Annotated in this window: 17 protein-coding genes; 8 read left to right on the top strand and 9 right to left on the bottom strand. The window is 64.1% G+C overall.

Going from position 1 to position 18099, the window contains the following annotated elements:
- The first annotated feature begins 20 nt into the window (after positions 1-20).
- From V6590_RS08305 to V6590_RS08315, 3 genes are all read left to right on the top strand, one after another.
- Complete coding sequence (locus V6590_RS08305; protein ID WP_335421841.1) at positions 21-887, top strand: branched-chain amino acid aminotransferase; 867 nt, start codon at positions 21-23, stop codon at positions 885-887.
- Between the two features lie 141 nt (positions 888-1028).
- Positions 1029-1802 carry a hypothetical protein gene (locus tag V6590_RS08310; RefSeq protein ID WP_335421844.1) on the top strand — a complete coding sequence of 258 codons (774 nt, stop codon included), beginning with the start codon at positions 1029-1031 and terminating at the stop codon, positions 1800-1802.
- Positions 1799-2617: a TolB family protein gene (locus V6590_RS08315; RefSeq protein WP_335421845.1), complete on the top strand. Its 819-nt coding sequence runs from the start codon at positions 1799-1801 to the stop codon at positions 2615-2617. The genes V6590_RS08310 and V6590_RS08315 overlap by 4 nt, the downstream gene beginning before the upstream one ends.
- A 126-nt stretch (positions 2618-2743) precedes the next feature.
- Here V6590_RS08315 and V6590_RS08320 read toward each other — a convergent pair whose 3' ends face one another.
- Positions 2744-2968: a hypothetical protein gene (locus tag V6590_RS08320; RefSeq protein ID WP_335421847.1), complete on the bottom strand. Its 225-nt coding sequence runs from the start codon at positions 2966-2968 to the stop codon at positions 2744-2746.
- A 115-nt stretch (positions 2969-3083) separates the two neighbouring features.
- Positions 3084-3737: a hypothetical protein gene (locus V6590_RS08325; protein WP_335421850.1), complete on the bottom strand. Its 654-nt coding sequence runs from the start codon at positions 3735-3737 to the stop codon at positions 3084-3086.
- A gap of 37 nt (positions 3738-3774) precedes the next feature.
- On the opposite strand from V6590_RS08325, the gene clpB reads away from it, so the two are divergent.
- Entirely contained in the window at positions 3775-6390 is a 2616-nt protein-coding gene (gene clpB / locus V6590_RS08330; RefSeq protein WP_335421852.1) for an ATP-dependent chaperone ClpB, read from the top strand.
- 55 nt (positions 6391-6445) lie between these two features.
- Here the strand turns inward: clpB and V6590_RS08335 are convergent, their stop codons facing one another.
- Complete coding sequence (locus V6590_RS08335; RefSeq protein WP_335421853.1) at positions 6446-7063, bottom strand: thiamine phosphate synthase; 618 nt, start codon at positions 7061-7063, stop codon at positions 6446-6448.
- Positions 7064-7199: 136 nt separating this feature from the next.
- Here V6590_RS08335 and V6590_RS08340 point away from each other — a divergent pair, with 136 nt between their 5' ends.
- On the top strand, positions 7200-7952 hold the full coding sequence (locus tag V6590_RS08340; RefSeq protein WP_335421855.1) for an RNA methyltransferase: 753 nt from the start codon (positions 7200-7202) through the stop codon (positions 7950-7952).
- Positions 7953-7994: 42 nt separating this feature from the next.
- Here V6590_RS08340 and V6590_RS08345 read toward each other — a convergent pair whose 3' ends face one another.
- Positions 7995-8855 carry a D-amino-acid transaminase gene (locus tag V6590_RS08345; RefSeq protein WP_335421857.1) on the bottom strand — a complete coding sequence of 287 codons (861 nt, stop codon included), beginning with the start codon at positions 8853-8855 and terminating at the stop codon, positions 7995-7997.
- Between the two features lie 200 nt (positions 8856-9055).
- Between V6590_RS08345 and V6590_RS08350 the strand changes: the two genes are divergently transcribed.
- Positions 9056-10012, top strand: a complete 957-nt coding sequence (locus V6590_RS08350; RefSeq protein ID WP_335421859.1) for an L-malyl-CoA/beta-methylmalyl-CoA lyase — start codon at positions 9056-9058, stop codon at positions 10010-10012.
- Positions 10013-10245: 233 nt separating this feature from the next.
- Here the strand turns inward: V6590_RS08350 and V6590_RS08355 are convergent, their stop codons facing one another.
- Positions 10246-11088, bottom strand: coding sequence for an AraC family transcriptional regulator (locus V6590_RS08355; protein ID WP_335421860.1), 843 nt, complete (start codon positions 11086-11088; stop codon positions 10246-10248).
- Between the two features lie 125 nt (positions 11089-11213).
- On the opposite strand from V6590_RS08355, the gene V6590_RS08360 reads away from it, so the two are divergent.
- Positions 11214-12173 carry an acetyl-CoA carboxylase carboxyltransferase subunit alpha gene (locus V6590_RS08360; RefSeq protein ID WP_335421863.1) on the top strand — a complete coding sequence of 320 codons (960 nt, stop codon included), beginning with the start codon at positions 11214-11216 and terminating at the stop codon, positions 12171-12173.
- A gap of 91 nt (positions 12174-12264) precedes the next feature.
- Here V6590_RS08360 and V6590_RS08365 read toward each other — a convergent pair whose 3' ends face one another.
- From V6590_RS08365 to V6590_RS08375, 3 genes are read right to left on the bottom strand one after another with little or no spacing between them, the layout of a single operon-like run.
- Positions 12265-12990 carry a lysophospholipid acyltransferase family protein gene (locus V6590_RS08365; protein WP_335421864.1) on the bottom strand — a complete coding sequence of 242 codons (726 nt, stop codon included), beginning with the start codon at positions 12988-12990 and terminating at the stop codon, positions 12265-12267.
- 1 nt (position 12991) lies between these two features.
- The gene (locus tag V6590_RS08370; protein WP_335421866.1) at positions 12992-13894 is read right to left on the bottom strand and encodes a cell division protein FtsX; all 903 of its coding nucleotides are present in this window, start codon (positions 13892-13894) and stop codon (positions 12992-12994) included.
- Positions 13891-14562: a cell division ATP-binding protein FtsE gene (locus tag V6590_RS08375; protein WP_335421868.1), complete on the bottom strand. Its 672-nt coding sequence runs from the start codon at positions 14560-14562 to the stop codon at positions 13891-13893. The genes V6590_RS08370 and V6590_RS08375 overlap by 4 nt, the downstream gene beginning before the upstream one ends.
- A gap of 168 nt (positions 14563-14730) precedes the next feature.
- Between V6590_RS08375 and V6590_RS08380 the strand changes: the two genes are divergently transcribed.
- Entirely contained in the window at positions 14731-15576 is an 846-nt protein-coding gene (locus tag V6590_RS08380) for a zinc-ribbon domain-containing protein (protein WP_335421870.1), read from the top strand.
- 31 nt (positions 15577-15607) lie between these two features.
- On the opposite strand, the gene V6590_RS08385 is transcribed toward V6590_RS08380, so the two are convergent.
- Positions 15608-18076, bottom strand: coding sequence for a DUF4175 domain-containing protein (locus V6590_RS08385; RefSeq protein WP_335421871.1), 2469 nt, complete (start codon positions 18074-18076; stop codon positions 15608-15610).
- Positions 18077-18099 lie beyond the last annotated feature (23 nt).

Below are 18099 nucleotides of genomic sequence, written 5' to 3' on the forward strand. Positions count from 1 at the left end.
GAACGGCCTTGGAGGCGATGATGGCTGGATATGACGACCGCGACGGCAAGATCTGGATGGATGGCAAGCTGGTGGATTGGCGTGATGCGAATGTCCATATCCTGACCCATGCGCTGCATTATGCCTCGTCGGTGTTCGAAGGCGAGCGTTGCTATAACGGCAAGATCTTCAAATCGACCGAACATTCGGAACGTCTGCTGAAATCGGGCGAATTGCTCGACATGCCGATCCCCTACACGGTGGAGCAGATCAACCGCGCCAAGGAAGAGGTTCTGGCGGCCAATGGTCTGACCGATGCCTATGTGCGTGCGGTGGCCTTCCGGGGCGCGGGCGAAGAGATGGGTGTCGCCTCCATCGGCAATCCGGTGCGGCTGGCCATCGCCTGCTGGAGCTGGGGTGCCTATTATGGCGATGCCAAGATGAAGGGCGCCAAGCTCGACATCGCGAAATGGAAGCGTCCGTCACCCGAGACCATTCCCACCGCCGCCAAGGCCGCCGGTCTGTACATGATCTGCACCATGTCGAAACATGCGGCCATGGCCAAGGGCTGCTCGGACGCGCTGTTCTTCGACTACCGTGGCTATGTGGCCGAGGCGACGGGGGCGAACATCTTCTTTGTCAAGGATGGCGAAGTGCATACCCCCAACCCCGATGCCATCCTGAACGGCATCACCCGGCAGACAGTGATCGGCATGCTGCGCGCCAAGGGGATCACCGTGCATGAACGCTATATCATGCCGGAAGAGCTGGAAGGGTTCGAACAGTGCTTCCTGACCGGCACCGCCGCCGAGGTGACGCCGGTGGGCCAGATCGGCGATTACACCTTTGAGGTGGGCGCATTGGTGCGCGATATCGCGGGCGACTACGAAAAGCTGGTCCGCGCCTGATCCGGGTTCGGTATATCTGCCCGCAAGGGCAGAACAGGGGCCGGGGCAATTTGCCCCGGCCTTTCCCTTGGGCAAGCACCGCAGGTTGACTTTGTCGCCCGGCACGTGAACGATTCGGGCCAAAGTTCAACGAGGCGCCCCATGCAGTTCCATGTTTCCTTCGACCGGCCCGAAGATGGCCCCCAGTCCGGTCCGATCACCGTTGGCTGGTTCCTGACATCCGACAAGGGTGCGGTGATGTATGATCCGCCCGAACGTGTCAGTTTCCGCCAGACCAACAAGAGCCATGCGAAATCGGCCAGCCGCTGCCCCGGCGTGATCCAGCTGGAAAGCCGGTATTTCATGGTGAAGAGCCCTTTCGACATCCATATCGGCTTTGGCCGCGACGAAAAGGGCAAGGGCCATCTGGTGAACCGCGCCGGGGTGGCGTCAACCATTCGCGCCAACAAGCTGGGCGAGGTGTTGACGCTGGTGAACGAGGCCGAGTGGCGCTACCCCGACAGGCCAACGATCCAGCTGTCGCTGCCCTACTGCTTCATCGCCGATGAACTGGTTTATGTGACGCAGCTGTCGGCCTTCATGCATTATCGCCGCGATCCGCTGCCCGGCACCATCTTTGGCGGGCGCTTTCCGCTGAACGTGTGGCCGCGTCCGCTGATGTGGGCCTTTGAATGGCACGATCCGCAGCAGGATATCATCCTGAAGCGCGGCGAACCGCTGTTCTATGTGCAGTTTGAAGGCAATGGCCCGGACCGTCCGGTGCAGGTGGTCGAGGCAGAACGCACGCCGGAACTGCAGAAATATATGGAACAGATCGGCGGCGTGGTGAATTACGTCAATCAGACATTCGGCCTGTTCAAGGCGGCCGAGGCGATCCGGCCGAAAAAGCTGCTGACCCCCAAGGCGCGGGAATGACCGCATCCTGGCGCACATCGCTGGAAACATGTGATCCGCTGACGGGCCAGACGCAGGTGATCCTGCGCAGCGAGCGGTTGATCGAGGCACCGAACTGGCACCCGGATGGCTGGTTTCTGGTCAATGGCGATGGGCGGCTTTGGCGGGCCGATGCGGCAGGGCTGTCGCCCATTGCCACGCCCGAAGGGCTGCGCTGCAACAATGATCATGGATTTCTGCCCGATGGCAGCATCGTCTTTACGGCGCATGATGCGGAAGGCCCGGCGATCTGGCGATTGCGCAAAGGCCACCAGGAGCAGGCCGAGCGGTTGACCGGGCGGCCAAGCTGGTGGCACGGTGCCCATGGCACCACGATCACCTATGCGGCGGCGCGGGGCGACCGGCAGTTGCGTATTGCCGAGATGGATTTGCTGACCGGGCAGGAACGGCTGTTGACCCATGACCCCGGGCACCATGACGGGCCGGATTATTCCGCTTGCGGGCGCTATTTGTGGTTCAACAGCGATGCAACCGGCCATGCCCAGATCTGGCGCATGGCGCGCGATGGGCAGGATGCGGTGCCGGTGTTTCGTGATGATCGCGTGAACTGGTTTCCCCATCCTTCGCCCTGTGGGCGTTGGGTGGTCTATCTGTCCTATCCGCCCAGCACAGAAGGCCATCCGCGCGATCTGCCGGTAGAGTTGTGGATCATGGCGCCGGATGGAATTGCGCGGCGGCGTTTGTTTGCGATGTTCGGGGGGCAGGGAACCCTGAACGTGCCGTGCTGGGCACCCGATGGCAGGGCTTTCGCCTTTGCGCGCTACGCGCCGGCCTGAGCGATCAATCGATCGAGATAAGGGCGGGGCGCCGGCGATTGGGGCAACCGGCGCCCCTCCGCCGCGCATCGGAGAAGGGACTTGGACACAGAGGTTGGATGCGAAGCGTATGGGAAATTCAGGCGATCAGTGCAGCGTCGGGCACAGGCCCGATGCCCCGCAGGCCAGCGTGTGGAACAGACCGCCCAGCAGCTTGCGGCGCTGTTTCACGGATGCGCCAGAGGCGCTGGCCGCGCGGGCTTCTTCACGGTGGCGCAGTTCCTGAAAGATGCTGACCTGCAGGCGCTGGACATCGGGCAGGCTGTGACGGGCGGCACCTGTGCGGGCGATGCGGTGGGTCATCTGGGTCATGGCCTGTCTCCGTAGTGAGCGTTCATCTGGTGTGACCTCTTTCTAGCATTGCGTGCGGACCCGCGCTGCATCGCAATCGGCGAAATGCCCTACCCGGTCGGATAGGCCTGCCTGTCTATCGCATATGGCCTTGCCCCGACGGTGCAGGAAGCAGCTGGTCACTCCAGACTGAAACGCTGATTTCAGGCCCCTCCGGCCCGGCCAGATGTTCCGGTGTCAAGCCGACGATTCGCAGGCGCAGCCGCGCGCCCGTTTCCAGATGCGGTGCAAGATAGGCCTTGGCACGCGGACCCAGACAGCCCAGCCGTACCCGGGTTCGGCGTGGGATCAGCCCCAGAAAGGGCCTGTCGATCAGGGCATGAACCATCAGCCCGGTTGCCGGTTCGGTTTGCAATTGGCAGGGGTCGTTCAGGCATAGCCCGCTGCGCCCTACATGCAGGGCCAGATCCTGCAGGCGGGCCTTGTGTAGGACGGGGCGGAACAGGTGCTGCATCGGAGCCTCGGAGATCAGGGTGGCCGCAAGGATCGGGGCCGCGCGCCTTGCCCGCAAGCCGCTTTGGCCACGCTGCCCATCGGGTGTCGGGGTTTCGCCCAAACCTGCGCTGGCGACGGGCGATGCTCCGCCCACCGTGACGGGGGCAGGGCCGGGTGGCGACAATCCGCCGCAAAATTTCCGCCCCCGCCGGGGTTTGCCCGTCTTGCGGGCCGGGCTTGTCTTGCCCATCTTGGGTTTGAGGCCCTTGAAGGGGATGTGCCGCCAGACGGGCATTCCGACGAACGGGCGCTTTTGAAAGGAGAAATGACCGATGAATTTGGAGAAATTCACGGAACGGTCGCGCGGTTTCTTGCAAGCCGCCCAGACCATCGCGATGCGTGAAAGCCATCAGCGCGTTTTGCCCGAACATCTGTTGAAAGCCCTGATGGATGATGATCAGGGGCTGGCCGCGAACCTGATCCGCAAGGCAGGGGGCGAACCCGCGCGCGTGACCGAAGCGGTGAATGCGCTCATCAGCAAGCAACCCAAGGTAACGGGCGGTGACGGGCAGGCCTATATCGACCCCAGCCTTGTACGGGTGCTGGATGAGGCCGAGACGGTGGCGAAGAGGGCAGGTGACGCCTTCGTGCCGGTGGAGCGGATGCTCACGGCGCTTGCACTGGTGAATACCCGCGCCAAGGATGCTCTGGTGGCCGGTGCCGTCACGGCACAGGGCCTGAACGCCGCGATCAACGAGGTGCGCAAGGGCCGCACCGCTGACAGTGCTTCGTCCGAGGATACGATGGAGGCGCTGAAGAAATACGCCCGCGACCTGACCGAGGCGGCGGCGGAAGGCAAGATTGACCCGATCATCGGCCGCGACGAGGAAATTCGCCGCGCCATGCAGGTTCTGTCGCGCCGCACCAAGAACAACCCGGTGCTGATCGGCGAGCCGGGCGTGGGCAAGACGGCGATTGCCGAAGGTCTGGCGCTGCGCATTGTCGATGGCGATGTGCCCGAAAGCTTGCGCAACAAGAAACTGATGGCGCTGGATATGGGGGCGTTGATTGCCGGGGCCAAATATCGCGGCGAATTCGAGGAACGGCTGAAAGCCATCCTGAAAGAGATCGAGGCGGCGGCGGGCGAGATCATCCTGTTCATCGACGAGATGCACACGCTGGTGGGCGCGGGTAAATCAGATGGCGCGATGGATGCGGCCAACCTCATCAAACCGGCCCTGGCCCGGGGCGAGTTGCATTGCATCGGGGCCACCACGCTGGATGAGTACCGCAAATATGTGGAAAAGGACGCCGCCCTGGCCCGGCGGTTCCAGCCGGTGATGGTCAGCGAGCCGACGGTGGAAGACACCATCAGCATCCTGCGCGGGATCAAGGAAAAGTATGAACTGCACCACGGCGTGCGGATCAGCGATTCGGCGCTGGTGGCTGCGGCGACGCTGTCGCATCGCTATATCACCGACCGTTTCCTGCCCGACAAGGCGATCGATCTGGTGGATGAGGCCGCCAGCCGGTTGCGCATGGAAGTGGACAGCAAGCCCGAGGAGCTGGACGCGCTGGACCGCCAGATCCTGCAACTTCAGATCGAGGCCGAGGCCCTGAAGAAAGAAGATGACGCGGCCTCCAAGGACCGGCTGGAAAAGCTGGAAAAGGAATTGGCCGATCTGCAACAGCAATCTGCCGGCATGACTGCGAAATGGCAGGCCGAGCGGGATACGCTGGAACAGGCGCGCGATCTGAAGGAACAGCTGGACCGCGCCCGCGCCGAATTGGAGCAAGCCAAGCGCGAGGGCGATTTCGCCCGCGCGGGCGAGCTGCAATATGGCCGGATTCCCGGGCTGGAAAAATCGCTGGCCGAAGCCGAGGCCAAGCAGGGCGATGCGCTGGTGGCCGAGGCCGTACGGCCCGAACAGATCGCCGAGGTGGTCGAACGCTGGACCGGGATTCCCACCACCAAGATGCTGGAGGGTGAGAAGGAAAAACTGCTGCGCATGGAGGACGAGCTGGGTCGCCGGGTTGTTGGACAGCGCGCGGCGGTCGAGGCCGTATCCCGGGCCGTGCGGCGGTCGCGTGCCGGTTTGTCGGATGAAAACAAACCGCTGGGATCGTTCCTGTTCCTTGGTCCCACGGGCGTTGGCAAGACCGAACTGACCAAGGCGCTGGCGGAATACCTGTTCGACGATGACAGCGCGATGGTGCGGATCGACATGAGCGAGTTCATGGAAAAGCACTCGGTCAGTCGTCTGATCGGCGCCCCGCCCGGCTATGTCGGCTATGACGAAGGCGGCGTGCTGACCGAAGCCGTGCGGCGGCGGCCCTATCAGGTTGTGCTGTTCGACGAGGTGGAAAAGGCCCACCCGGATGTGTTCAACGTGCTGCTGCAGGTGCTGGATGACGGCATCCTGACGGATGGTCAGGGCCGGACGGTCGATTTCAAGCAGACGCTGATCATCCTGACGTCAAACCTTGGGGCGCGGTCCTTGAGCGAACTGCCCGATGGAGCCGATGTCACCGCGGCCAAGGCCGAGGTGATGGAGGCCGTTCGGGCGCATTTCCGGCCCGAATTCCTGAACCGGCTGGATGAACAGATCATCTTTGACCGGCTCAACCGGGCCGACATGGGCGGGATCGTGGAGATCCAGTTGCGGCGTCTCGAAAAGCGGCTGGCACTGCGCAAGATTACGCTTGCGCTCGATGATGCCGCCAAGGCCTGGCTGGCTGAAGAAGGCTATGATCCGGTCTTTGGCGCACGACCTCTGAAACGGGTGATCCAACGCCAGTTGCAGGACCCGCTGGCCGAAATGCTGCTGTCGGGCGAAGTGCTGGATGGCAGCGAGTTGTCGGTGACTGCAGGGCCGGAGGGGCTGATTCTGGGTGACCGGGTGATTGCCTCGGGCCGCAAGGCACCGCCCGAGGTCCGGGTGCATTGATCGCAATAAGGGGGCCGGAAGGCCCCCTTTTCATGTCGCAAAGTGCAGGTGAAAATCAACCCAGCGGGGCCAGCAGGGTTTTCAACGCGGCCGCGGCGTCGTCGGCACGCCAGATTTCCTCGCCAAAGCCGAAGAAATCGGTGACAGGACCAAGCTGCGCCACCAGATCGGCCGTCAGCGCGCCTTCGGCCACAATCGGCACTTCGATCATTTCCGACCACCACTGGAACAGCTCCAGCCCGGCACGCGACCCGTCGCCCAGCGGTGTTTCCCCGACCGGGCCAAAGGCGCAGTAATCGGCCCCGGCTTCGGCGGCATTGATGCCTTCATGGCGGGTGACCCCGCAAAAGGCCCCGATGATCGCATCGTCGCCCAGATCCTTGCGCAGCTTGCGCACATTGCGCGCGCCATCGGTCAGATGGACCCCATCCAGACCCAGCCGTTCCACCAGCAGCGCATGCTGTTCGATCACCAGCGCCACGTCGCGGGCATGGGCCACTTCGCGCAGCGCATCGGCGGCGCGTGCCAGCCGGTCCTCATCGCGCGAGGCAAGCGCAAGGCGCACACAGGCCACCTCGATCCCGTCCAGCACGGCGGCCAGACGCGCGGGGAAAACCTCAAGGTCAAATTCGGGCGGGGTGACAAGATAGATTTGCGGGCGGTCTTCGGACATGGGGGTTCCTGCAAGCGGTTTGCGCGTCCTTAGCGGGTTTTGTGCGGCTTGGCTACTTTTGGCGGCGGGGCCAGCACCTTGTTTTGCCGCCCCATGCAGCGTATCTGCGCCGCATCAGATTGGAAACGGAAGTGTCATGACCGAACCGGCCATCATCCTCGTGCGGCCCCAGATGGGCGAAAACATCGGAGCTGCCGCGCGGGCTATGCTGAATTTCGGCCTGACGCGGATGCGTGTTGTCGGCCCGCGTGACGGCTGGCCCAACCCCAAGGCCGTGGCCATGGCCAGCGGGGCGGGGCGGGTGCTGGATGGTGCCGGGCTGTTTGATGACCTGCCTGCGGCGATTGCGGATTGCGATTTCGTCTTTGCCACCACGGCGCGGTCGCGGGAACTGACCAAACCGGTCATGACCCCGGAACGCGCGATGGAATATGCCCGCGCTCTGGCCGCACAGGGCAAGCGGGTCGGCATCCTGTTCGGGCCAGAACGAGCGGGGCTGGAAAACGAAGATGTGGTTCTGGCCAATGCGATCATCACGGTGCCGGTGAACCCGGAATTCCCGTCGCTCAACCTGGGGCAATGTGTGCTGCTGGTGGGCTATGAATGGGCACGGCAGACCACCGAAGTCGCCCCCGAGGTGATGAACTTCGCCCGAACCGAACCGGCAAAGGCGCATGAGATCGAGGCGCTGGCCCGGCATTTCGAGGAACGGCTGGAACAGGCGGGCTTCTTCTTCCCGCCCGACAAGGCGCCGGGCATGAAGGTCAGCTTGCGCAACATGTGGTCGCGCCTGCCGTTGACCACGGCAGAGGTGCGCACCTTTCATGGCATGTTGCGACAGATCGCCTACAAGCTTGGCATGGCGAAATACGATCCCGATCAGGGCTGAGCGCCGGGCCACCCCCATCGGGCGGCCCGGGCCATCGCAGGATCACAGCGCGGCGCGGCGCATTTCATCCAGATAGAGTTCGCGCATGCGCGTGGCCACCGGGCCGACCTTGCCACCCGACAGGGCCGCGCCGTCGATTTCCACCACCGGCATGACAAAGGCGCTGGCTGAGGTGATGAAAGCTTCATCAGCCTCTTGCGCCTCGGCGATGGTGAAGTTGCGTTCCTCCACCTCGAACTGGGCTTCTGCGGCAAAGCGCAGCACGGCGGCCCGGGTGATGCCGTGCAGAATGTCGGACGACAGCGCACGGGTGATGATCCGGTTGCCCTTCACGATATAGGCGTTGTTCGAGGTGCCTTCGGTGACGAACCCGTCTTCCACCAGCCAGGCATCATCAACGCCTGCCTTCTTCGCAGCCATCTTCGCCATCGACGGATAGAGAAGTTGCACGGTCTTGATGTCGCGGCGGCCCCAGCGGATATCCTCGACCGAGATCACCTTCCAGCCGGTTTTCGCCGCCGGGCTGTCTGCCAGACCGGGCTTGGATTGGGTGAACAGGACCACCGTCGGCGGCAGATCGGCTGCCGGATAGGCGAAATCGCGGTCGCCCGGATTGCCGCGCGTGACCTGCAGATAGACCATGCCATCCACGATGCCGTTTTGGGCCACGATCTCGCGGAAGATCGCCAGCCATTCGGCGTTGCTGTGCGGGTTGGTCATCTCCAGTTCTGACAGGCTGCGATCCAGCCGGAGGCAATGGCCTTCGAAATCGATCAGCTTGCCGTCCAGAACGCTGGTCACTTCATAAACGCCATCGGCCATCAGAAAGCCGCGGTCAAAGACCGACACCTTCGCCTCGGCCTCTGGCACCCAGTCGCCATTTACATAAACGATGCGGGTCATGTCCTGCCCCCTTGCGCAGCCCTTGATTGCAAGGCGGTTTGCGGCAGCGCCGCGCGCAGGTCAAGCGTGAATGCAGTTTCTGCCCTGCGGCGCAAATGCCAGACGGGATGCTGCGATTGCAAATCAGGCTTGCTTTCGGTCGCGCAACTATCTAACGCTTGGCGCATCAATCCTGAAATTTCCTTGCCGAGAGTCTGACGATGAGCTTCCGCCTCCAGCCTGCCGCCCCCGCCCGCCCGAACCGGTGCCAGCTGTTCGGCCCGGGGTCGCGCCCGGCCCTGTTCGAGAAGATGGCCGCCAGCGCCGCCGATGTGATCAACCTTGATCTGGAAGATTCGGTCGCCCCGAATGACAAGGCACAGGCCCGCCGCAATATCATCGACGCGTCGCATTCTGTGGATTGGGGCAGCAAGTATCTGTCGGTGCGGATCAACGGGCTGGATACGCCCTATTGGTATCGCGATGTGGTGGAGTTGCTGGAAGACGGGTCTGAACGGATCGATCAGATCATGATCCCCAAGGTCGGCTGTGCCGCCGATGTCTATGCCGTGGATGCACTGGTGACCGCGATCGAGGCCGCCAAGGGCCGCCAAAAGCGTATTTCGCTGGAGGTCATAATCGAAAGCGCGGCCGGTATCGCGCATGTCGAGGAAATCGCCGCCTCCAGCCCGCGCTTGCAGGCCATGAGCCTGGGCGCTGCCGATTTCGCCGCCAGCATGGGCATGGCGACCACCGGCATCGGGGGCACGCAGGATAACTACTACATGCTGCGCGAAGGTGCGAAGTATTGGTCCGACCCATGGCACTGGGCGCAGGCCGCGATCGTGGCCGCCTGCCGCACCCATGGCATTCTGCCCGTCGATGGGCCCTTTGGCGATTTCAGCGATGATGAAGGGTTCCGGGCGCAGGCCCTGCGTTCGGCCACGCTGGGTATGGTGGGTAAATGGGCGATCCACCCCAAACAGGTGGCCTTGGCCAATGAGGTTTTCACCCCATCGGAAAAGGCAGTGACCGAGGCGCGTGAGATTCTGGCCGCGATGGAAGCCGCCAAGGCCGCAGGGCAGGGTGCTGCCACCTACAAGGGGCGCTTGATCGATATTGCCAGCATGCGTCAGGCCGAGGTGATCGTGCGTCAGGCCGAGTTGTTCGCGGGCTGACAGCCCGCCATCTGTGCCCAAGGGCTGATGAATCGTTGACAGATTGCCGCATCTGGGCGCAATCTTGTGTTACAAAAGCTTAATGTTTCATCGCCCGAAAAAGCGATACCCGCGCCGCCAGCGGGGAGAGGAGGCCCCCGGCGGCACTACGGGAGGAGCACGCCCCGCAGCCTTGCTGCGGGGCGTTGCCGTTTCTGTGCCTGAAGTCCAGCGCAGGTGCAGCTGTGATCCGATCAGCGGGCCAGCGGCAGGCAGATTTCGGTCAGCAATTCATCCTGTGGCGTCGTCGCCGGGCTGTTCAGATAATGTTCGTAGCAGGGGCTGTCTGCCGGTTCGCGCCCGGATTGCGGCAACCAGCCGCGAAACAACAGATCATAGCTTTCGGGCAACGTGGCATAGGGCCCGCGGTGCAGCAGGACTGCCACCGGGCCGCCCGGCAAGGCGAGCTTCTCCAACGGGGGCGCAATCTGGGTGTCGGCCGGAATTTCGAAGGCGGCATGGCTGCGCAAATCGCCTTCGGCAACCGAGGAAGGATCGTCATAGTACACGCCGAACATGCCATCGGGCATGGTGGCCACACCCCGCGCAGCAATGAGCGTGGCCAGCTTTTCGAAAGCGCGGCCAATCAGTTGGTAATTGCCCTGATGGGGCAGCCCTGCAAGCTGGCGGGGGGGATGTGTGGTGAGTGTCACGTCTGGCATGGGTCCGGGTTCCTGTTCTTTTGGGTGGGCCAGAAGCGGCAGGGGGCCGCCCTGGAGACGATAGGCAGCAGGTGACAGGCCATGGCTTTCGCGGAAGGCCCGCGCAAAGCTGGCCCGATCCGGGTAGCCCACTCTGCGCGCAATCTGGTTGAGCGACGTGCCATCCGCGCGCAGGGCCACTGCCGCCCGATGCATCCGCATCCGCCGCACCATCTGGGAGGCGGTTTCGCCATAGAGCGCGCGGAACAGCCGGTGAAAATGAAACCGGCTGAGCGCGGCAACTTCGGCGAGCGCATCAAGCGACAGGTCTGCTGTCGGATGGTCATGGATATGGTCGATCACCCGCATCATGCGCCGGGCCAGCGGTTCGGTCATGGTTCTGTCTCCTGCCCCGTTCTTTTGCCCTGCATCCGTGTTGCAAATCTTGCCGAGTTGCATCTTCGGCCCGGGACAGCCATATAGGAAGCCGTTTCCGCGACGTGCCTCCTGGGGAGTACCCGATGAACTATCTGGAATTCGAAAAGCCGCTGGCCGAGATCGAAGGCAAGGCGGAAGAGCTGCGGGCTCTGGCGCGCGCCAACAAGGAAATGGATGTGGAGCGCGAGGCGGCGGCGCTGGACCGCAAGGCCGAAACGCTGCTGAAGGACCTCTACAAGGACCTGACGCCCTGGCGCAAATGCCAGGTGGCCCGCCACCCGGACCGCCCGCATTGCAAGGATTACATCGACGCGTTGTTCACCGAATACACGCCGCTGGCGGGGGATCGGAACTTTGCCGATGACCATGCGGTCATGGGGGGCCTTGCGCGGTTCAACGATCAGCCGGTCGTGGTGATCGGCCACGAAAAGGGCAATGACACGAAATCCCGTATCGAGCGGAATTTCGGCATGGCACGCCCCGAGGGCTATCGCAAGGCAATCCGGCTGATGGACATGGCGCATCGCTTTGGCCTGCCGGTGGTGACGCTGGTGGATACGCCCGGTGCCTATCCGGGCAAGGGGGCCGAAGAACGCGGCCAGGCCGAGGCGATTGCGCGCTCGACCGAGAAATGCCTGCAGATCGCTGTGCCGCTGATTTCGGTCGTGATCGGCGAAGGCGGTTCGGGCGGGGCGGTGGCCTTTGCCACGGCCAACCGCATCGCCATGCTGGAACATTCGGTCTATTCGGTGATTTCGCCCGAAGGCTGCGCCTCGATCCTGTGGAAGGATGCCGAGAAGATGCGCGAGGCCGCCGAGGCGCTGCGCCTGACGGCGCAAGACCTGCAAAAGCTGGGTGTGATTGACCGGATCATCAAGGAACCCCTGGGCGGCGCGCAGCGCGATCGCAAGGAAACCATCGAGGCCGTCGGCAAGGCGCTGGAAACCATGCTGAAGGAACTGTCGGGCAAGAAGCCTGACGCGCTGGTGAAGGAACGCCGGCAGAAATTCCTGGATATGGGATCGAAGGGCCTGGCTGCCTGATCCAGTTACATCGGTGATCTGGCGGTGCGGGCAGACCTTTGGTCTGCCCGCAAGCCTTTTGCCTCGGCCCTGTCCCTTGCGGGACGGGGCCTCAGGTCGCCTGCAGTGCCAGACGGTCAGATTCGGTTTCGATGTCGGATTCGAGCTTTTCCAGGAAGGCGCCATTTTCAAGACCCGGCGCGATGACGGGCAGGAATTCTACCACAGCAAGCCCGGGTTTGCGCAGAATGCCGCGTTTGGGCCAGAACAGGCCGACATTGGCGGCCACCGGGACACAATCCTGATCCAGTTGCTGATAAAGCAGGGCCGTGCCCACCTTGTAGGGGGCTTTCACACCCGGCGCGACGCGGGTTCCCTGCGGGTAGATGATCAATTGGCCGGGCATGCTCGCCCCTGAGGCGACATCGGCCTTCATCTTGACGATGGCCGCGCCGCGCTTGCCGCGATCGACCGGGACACAGCCGATCCGCAGGGCATACCAGCCCAGCACCGGGGCCCAGACCAGTTCCTTTTTCATGATGAACTTGCCCCGGGGCACGGCGCCGAAGATCAGGATGATATCCAGAAAGCTCTGGTGTTTGGCGGCGATCAGGCATTCGTGACTGGGGACTGGGCCGCGGACTTCGGTCTGCAACCCGCACAGCAGGCGCAGGGTCAGCCGCACCCAGACGCAAAAGCTGCGGCAGGCCGTATGGGCGTGGCGGCGGTCGATCAGGGCCGGGATCAGGAAGACGATCCCCAGCACCAGCATCGCCACATACATTTGCAGGATGAACACCAGCGATAGCAGCCATTGCAAAGGAAGGATCCGGCGCATGTCAGGTCAGTTCCTGCAGTTTGGCGCGCGCAGCGGCGCGGGTTGCAAAAAAGGCTGTGGTCGCTGACAGAAGCGGGAGCAACAGGGGCAGCAACCAGCCAAGGCCCGTGAAGCCCAAGCCGGTCAGGAAGCCGCCCGCCGCATCGGTCGCAGGCAGGAAGGCCACGCCCAATGTGCCGGCCAGCGCCCCGATCACTGCGCCGCCGAAAGCGCGGAAGGTGAAGCGCCGCACGAAGGCCCCCGCGATATAGCTGTCGCGCGCACCAACCAGCCGCAGCACCCGGATGACCTGGGCATTGGCGGCCAGTGCCGCATTGGCGGCAAGGGTGATCATGGCGGCCATGGCCCCAAGGATCAGCCCCATCGACAGGATCCCGAGCAGATTGAGCCGTCCGGCGGCAACGGCCAGCGGGCGGCGCCATCGGGTGTGATCGTCCAGCACTGCGCCCGGGGCCTCGGCGCTCAGGCGTTGGCGCAGGCCTTCGGCATCATAGCCGCTGCCGGTTTCGGTCAGTTCCACCAGCCGGGGCAGGTTCAGCGTTTCCAGAGGGAGGTCGGGGCCGAACCAGTCGTCCAGCAGATCGCGCTGTTCCTGATCGGACAGCGCCCGCGCAGCCTCGATCCCCGGCGTTTGCGCCAGCAGATCGAGCACGGCGCGGGTCTGCAGGTCAAGCTGATCAGCGGGGGCCGAAATGCGGATGGTGGCGGTGCGGGACAAGGCCTCGGACCAGCGATCGGCCATGCGGCCTGCCGCCAGCGACAGCGCAAGGGCAAAGACGGCCAGAAAGGTCATCGCCCCTGCGGTAAAGGTTGTCAGCCATGCCGTATGGCCCGAGGGGGGCACCACCCGGTCGGACTGGCGGTCGCCCAGCAATCGTAAGGCAATCTTCTGGCGCAGCTTCACAGATCGGCCCCCGCAAGCTGAATGCGGCGGTTGCGGATGCGCAGGACCCGCGCCGCCAGATGCGATTTGGCCTGCCGGATCAGGTTCAGATCATGGGTCGCGACCACGATGGTCTTGCCCATCCGGTTCAGTTCGACCAGCAGCAGCAGCAGGCGCAACGACATTTCCCAATCGACATTCCCTGTCGGTTCATCGGCAAGGATGATGTCGGGACCCATGATGATGGCCCGTGCCAGTGCTGCGCGCTGCCGTTCACCGCCAGACAGCGAGGGGGGCAGCGCATCGGCCAGATGTTTGAGCCCGACCCAGGCCAGCAGATCGCCCAGATCCTGATTGTCGATCTCGCGCCCCGATACGGTCAGCGGCAGGCCGACATTGGACGCAAGCGGCAAGTGATCCAGAAACTGGCAATCCTGATGCACCACCCCGATGCGGCGTCGGATGTCAGAGACATCATCGCGGTTCAGGCTGCGCACTTCGCGGTCAAAGACGGTGACATGGCCGACAGTCGGCAGGAGTTCGGCATAGCACAGCTTGAGGAAGGTCGATTTGCCCGAACCGGAAGGCCCGGTCAGGAAATGGAACGATCCCGGCGCAAGCCGCAGAGAGATGTCGGAGAGCAATTCCCCCCCGCCATAGCTATAGGCCACGTTCTCGAATGAAATCACCTGCCGCACCTTCCGCAATCGCGCCGCACAATCGCGCAAGGGCGCGGCGGATTCAACGGTCTGTCATTGAATTGCGACGGAAAAACATGCCTCTTGCGCTTGGAGTTACGGGTTTTCGTTGCTACAACGGAAACAGAGACAAGCCGGAAACCGGCAGGAGCGGTAGCGATGCGCCTGATTTGCCCCAATTGTGACGCGCAATACGAGGTTGCCGATGATGCAATCCCGGATGAGGGGCGGGATGTGCAATGTTCCAATTGTGGCCATGCCTGGTTTCAGATGTCGCCCGCGCAACTGGCGGAACAGGCTGCTGAAGAAAACCTGTTCGATCTGCCACCCGAAGCGCCTGCAGCTGATCCGCAATGGGATGACGGGGCGCTGCAGCCGGTTACCGAGCCTGAGCCCGCCCCTGAACCGGAACCCCTGGCTGCCGCACCGGTAGAACCCCCTGCAACCCCGCGCCGCAGCATCGACGAAAGCCTGATGGCCGTGTTGCGTGAAGAGGCTGAGCGCGAGGCGCAGGCCCGGACACGGGAAGCGCAGGCCACCAGCCCGCTGGAAGTGCAGGGCGATCTGGGGCTGGACACCATGGCGGCCGCCCCGCCGGTCAGCGCTGCGGCCCGCCGCATCGCGGAATTGAAGGGCATCGACACCGAGGCGAAACCGGAGATTCCGGGGCCGGAGCCCTTGTCCCGGCCTGCAAAGGGCCGCGATCTGCTGCCGGATATCGAGGAAATCAATTCCACCCTGCGGCCGTCGGAGGAGTTGACGGCAGAGGAAGACATGCCCCCGCTGTCGCAAGGCCGTCGGGCCTCTGGGGGCTTCGGATCCGGGTTTGCGCTGGCCATGGTGATCGCGCTGGTGATGGCGGTGACCTATGCCATGGCGCCGCGGCTGGAGCTTCTGGTGCCCGCCCTTGCCCCGGTGCTGAAATCCTATGTCGGCCTGATCGACATGGCCCGGCTATGGCTTGACGGGCTGATGCTGAAGGCGGTGGCCGCACTGGAAGCCTGATCCCGTCAGGGCCATGGCCCTGCACGCAGGATCAGAACAGGTCCAGCAGGCGGCGCAGATAATCGCGTTCACCCTCGGCCCTCTGTTGGTCGCCTGACCGGCGGCGGATTTCGTCCAGCAATTCCTGCGCCCGGCGCTGCACATCCTGCCCCTTGCCCAGATTGCCATCATCGCCAATGCGCGCACTGCGCCCATTTTCGCGGCCCAGCGGATCGCGTGACGGATCGGCAGGTGCGGTGCCTTCGGGCGTATTGGCCTGCCCGCGATCGGCGCGATCATTCTGCCGCTGGGCATCGCCCAAGGCTTTCAACCCGTCACGCAATGCTTCCATGGCTTCGGCCTGCCGGTCCAGCGCGCCGGACAGATCGCCGTCGCGCAGGGCGCGTTCCGCCTCTTCCATCGACCGTTCCGCCCCTTCCAGCGCCTCGCGGCCTTCTTCGCCGCTTTCGGTGCCGGGCCCGGGCAGCCGATTGGTATCCACCCCTTCCAGCCGACGGCGCAATTCCTCTTGCCGTTCTGCAAGGCTGCGGCGGTCTCCCTGACCGTCTTGAGCGTCGCCGTCCTGAGGCTGTCGCCCACCTTGCCCCTGCTGCAATTCGCGAAAGGCCTCATCCGACAGTTCCTGCTGGTCGCGCAGTGTATCCTGCAAATCGCGCATGCCGGGCAGCGTGGGGCCGCCCGATCCGGGGCCGCCTTCGGTGATCTGCAGGTTTTCCAGCAACTGCTGCAGCATGGCCATGGCCTCGGCGGCCTCGGCCATCCGGCCTTCTTCCATCAGGTGCTGGATTTCATCCATCATGTCCTGAATCTGATCGCCGGTGACCTCCATCCGCTCCTGATTTTCGGCGCGGTCGGAATCGGGATTGCGGGCCTCGCGGTCGGCCAGCATCTGCATGTAATCCTTGGTCGCCTCGCGCAGTTCATCCATCAGTTCGGCGATTTCGGCCGGATCGGCCCCGTTGCGGATCGCCTCGTTCAGCCGTTCCTGCGCGCGCTGCAACCGGTCGCGGGCGGACGCAAGGTCGCCTTCTTCCACCAGCAGGGCGATTTCCCACAATTCGGCGGCAAGTGCATCGCGCGCCTCGGGTGTCAGGGTATCGGCATCGCGATACAGGGTTTTCAGGGCCTCGGTCAGCCGGGCAAAGGTCGCCTTGTCCCGCACAAGCCCATCCGGCAGATGGGTCAGCGCCCGAAACACCTGTGCGGTGCGCGGGCCGTTGGCCCGGTTCCACAAAAGATCGCGCCGCAGTTCGATGATCGCAGCGGCCAGCGGGTCAAAGAAACGCTTGCCGGGCAAGGTCATCTGCAGCGCATCGCTGGCGCCTGACTGGCCTGCAGCATCCTCGACCGTCAGCCGCACCTTGACCGGAAGATTGGCAAAGGGGTGCTGCGAGATGTCTTCGACAAGAGCGTCTTCAAAGACCGCGCGGTTGCCACTGATCGGCAGGGGCAGATCCAGCGTCAATGGTGCGCGCGGTTCCGGTTCAATCGACAGACCGAAGCGGCGATCCACCCGATCCAGATCGAGCGTGACTGTCGCCAGCCCGGCCTTGATGCCGTGATCATCTTCTGCCCGGAAGGGCAGGCGCATCTTGCCATCGCGTTCCCGCGTGGCTTCGCCGGTGATGGCCACGCTGGGCGCTGCATCGGGCAGGGCCGAAACCTGCCATTCGCGCCCGCCCGGCCCGACAATCGCAATCGCCCCGCTTTGGGCCACGGAAAATGCCTGTATCTGCGCCGATGCCTGCTGCGGCTGGGTGCTTGCGGACACGGTTTCCGACAGGGTCAGCGCGCCGATATCGCCATAGAACCGCAGCTGGATCTCGCTGCCCTGCGGCAGGGTCAGCGGGCCGGCCGGAAGGTCGTTCAGATAAAGCGCGGGTTTGCCGGTATGGGCAGGCGGCCGGGCCCAGCCTTCCCAACTGGGGCCGGCCATCATCGCCTCGGCCCGACCGGGGCCAAGATCGGCCAGGCTGGCAATGCGCCAGACCGAACCGAAGATCAGCGCGACCACAAGTGCCGTAAGCGCCATGTAGCGCAGTCCGAAGGGATCGCGCGGGGCCAGTTTCAGATCGGGTTGCACCGGGCGGGCCGAGGCGGCGCGGGCGGCCATGCGGGCGCGATGCGCCTGCCACACCGCAACCGAGGCCGGATCGTTGCCGCCAATCGCCTGATCATCGGCCAGCGCCGAAAGCGGTTGCCCGGGCAAGGCCGCATCCAGCCGCGCCAGCGCGTCGCTGCGCCGGGGGGGCGCAAAGCCGCGCCAGCCATGCCACAGCGCCCAAACCGCGCCGACGCAGGCCGAGACCAGCGCCATCCATGCCGCCTCCAGCGGCAGAAGATCGACCAGACCAAGCGCAGCCGCCGCCAGTACCGCCAGCAGGATGGACCACAGCGGCCAGAAGGCGCGCGACAGCCGTTCCGCCCAAAGCCCCGCCCAGGTCAGCCGAAGCGGCCAACGGATGCGGTGCAGGACTTGTGCGGTTTCTGGTCTTGCCATCCCCTCCGTCACCTTCCGGTCAA

The sequence above is a fragment of the Gemmobacter denitrificans genome, from assembly GCF_036964905.1.
Taxonomy (GTDB): Bacteria; Pseudomonadota; Alphaproteobacteria; order Rhodobacterales; family Rhodobacteraceae; genus Gemmobacter; species Gemmobacter denitrificans.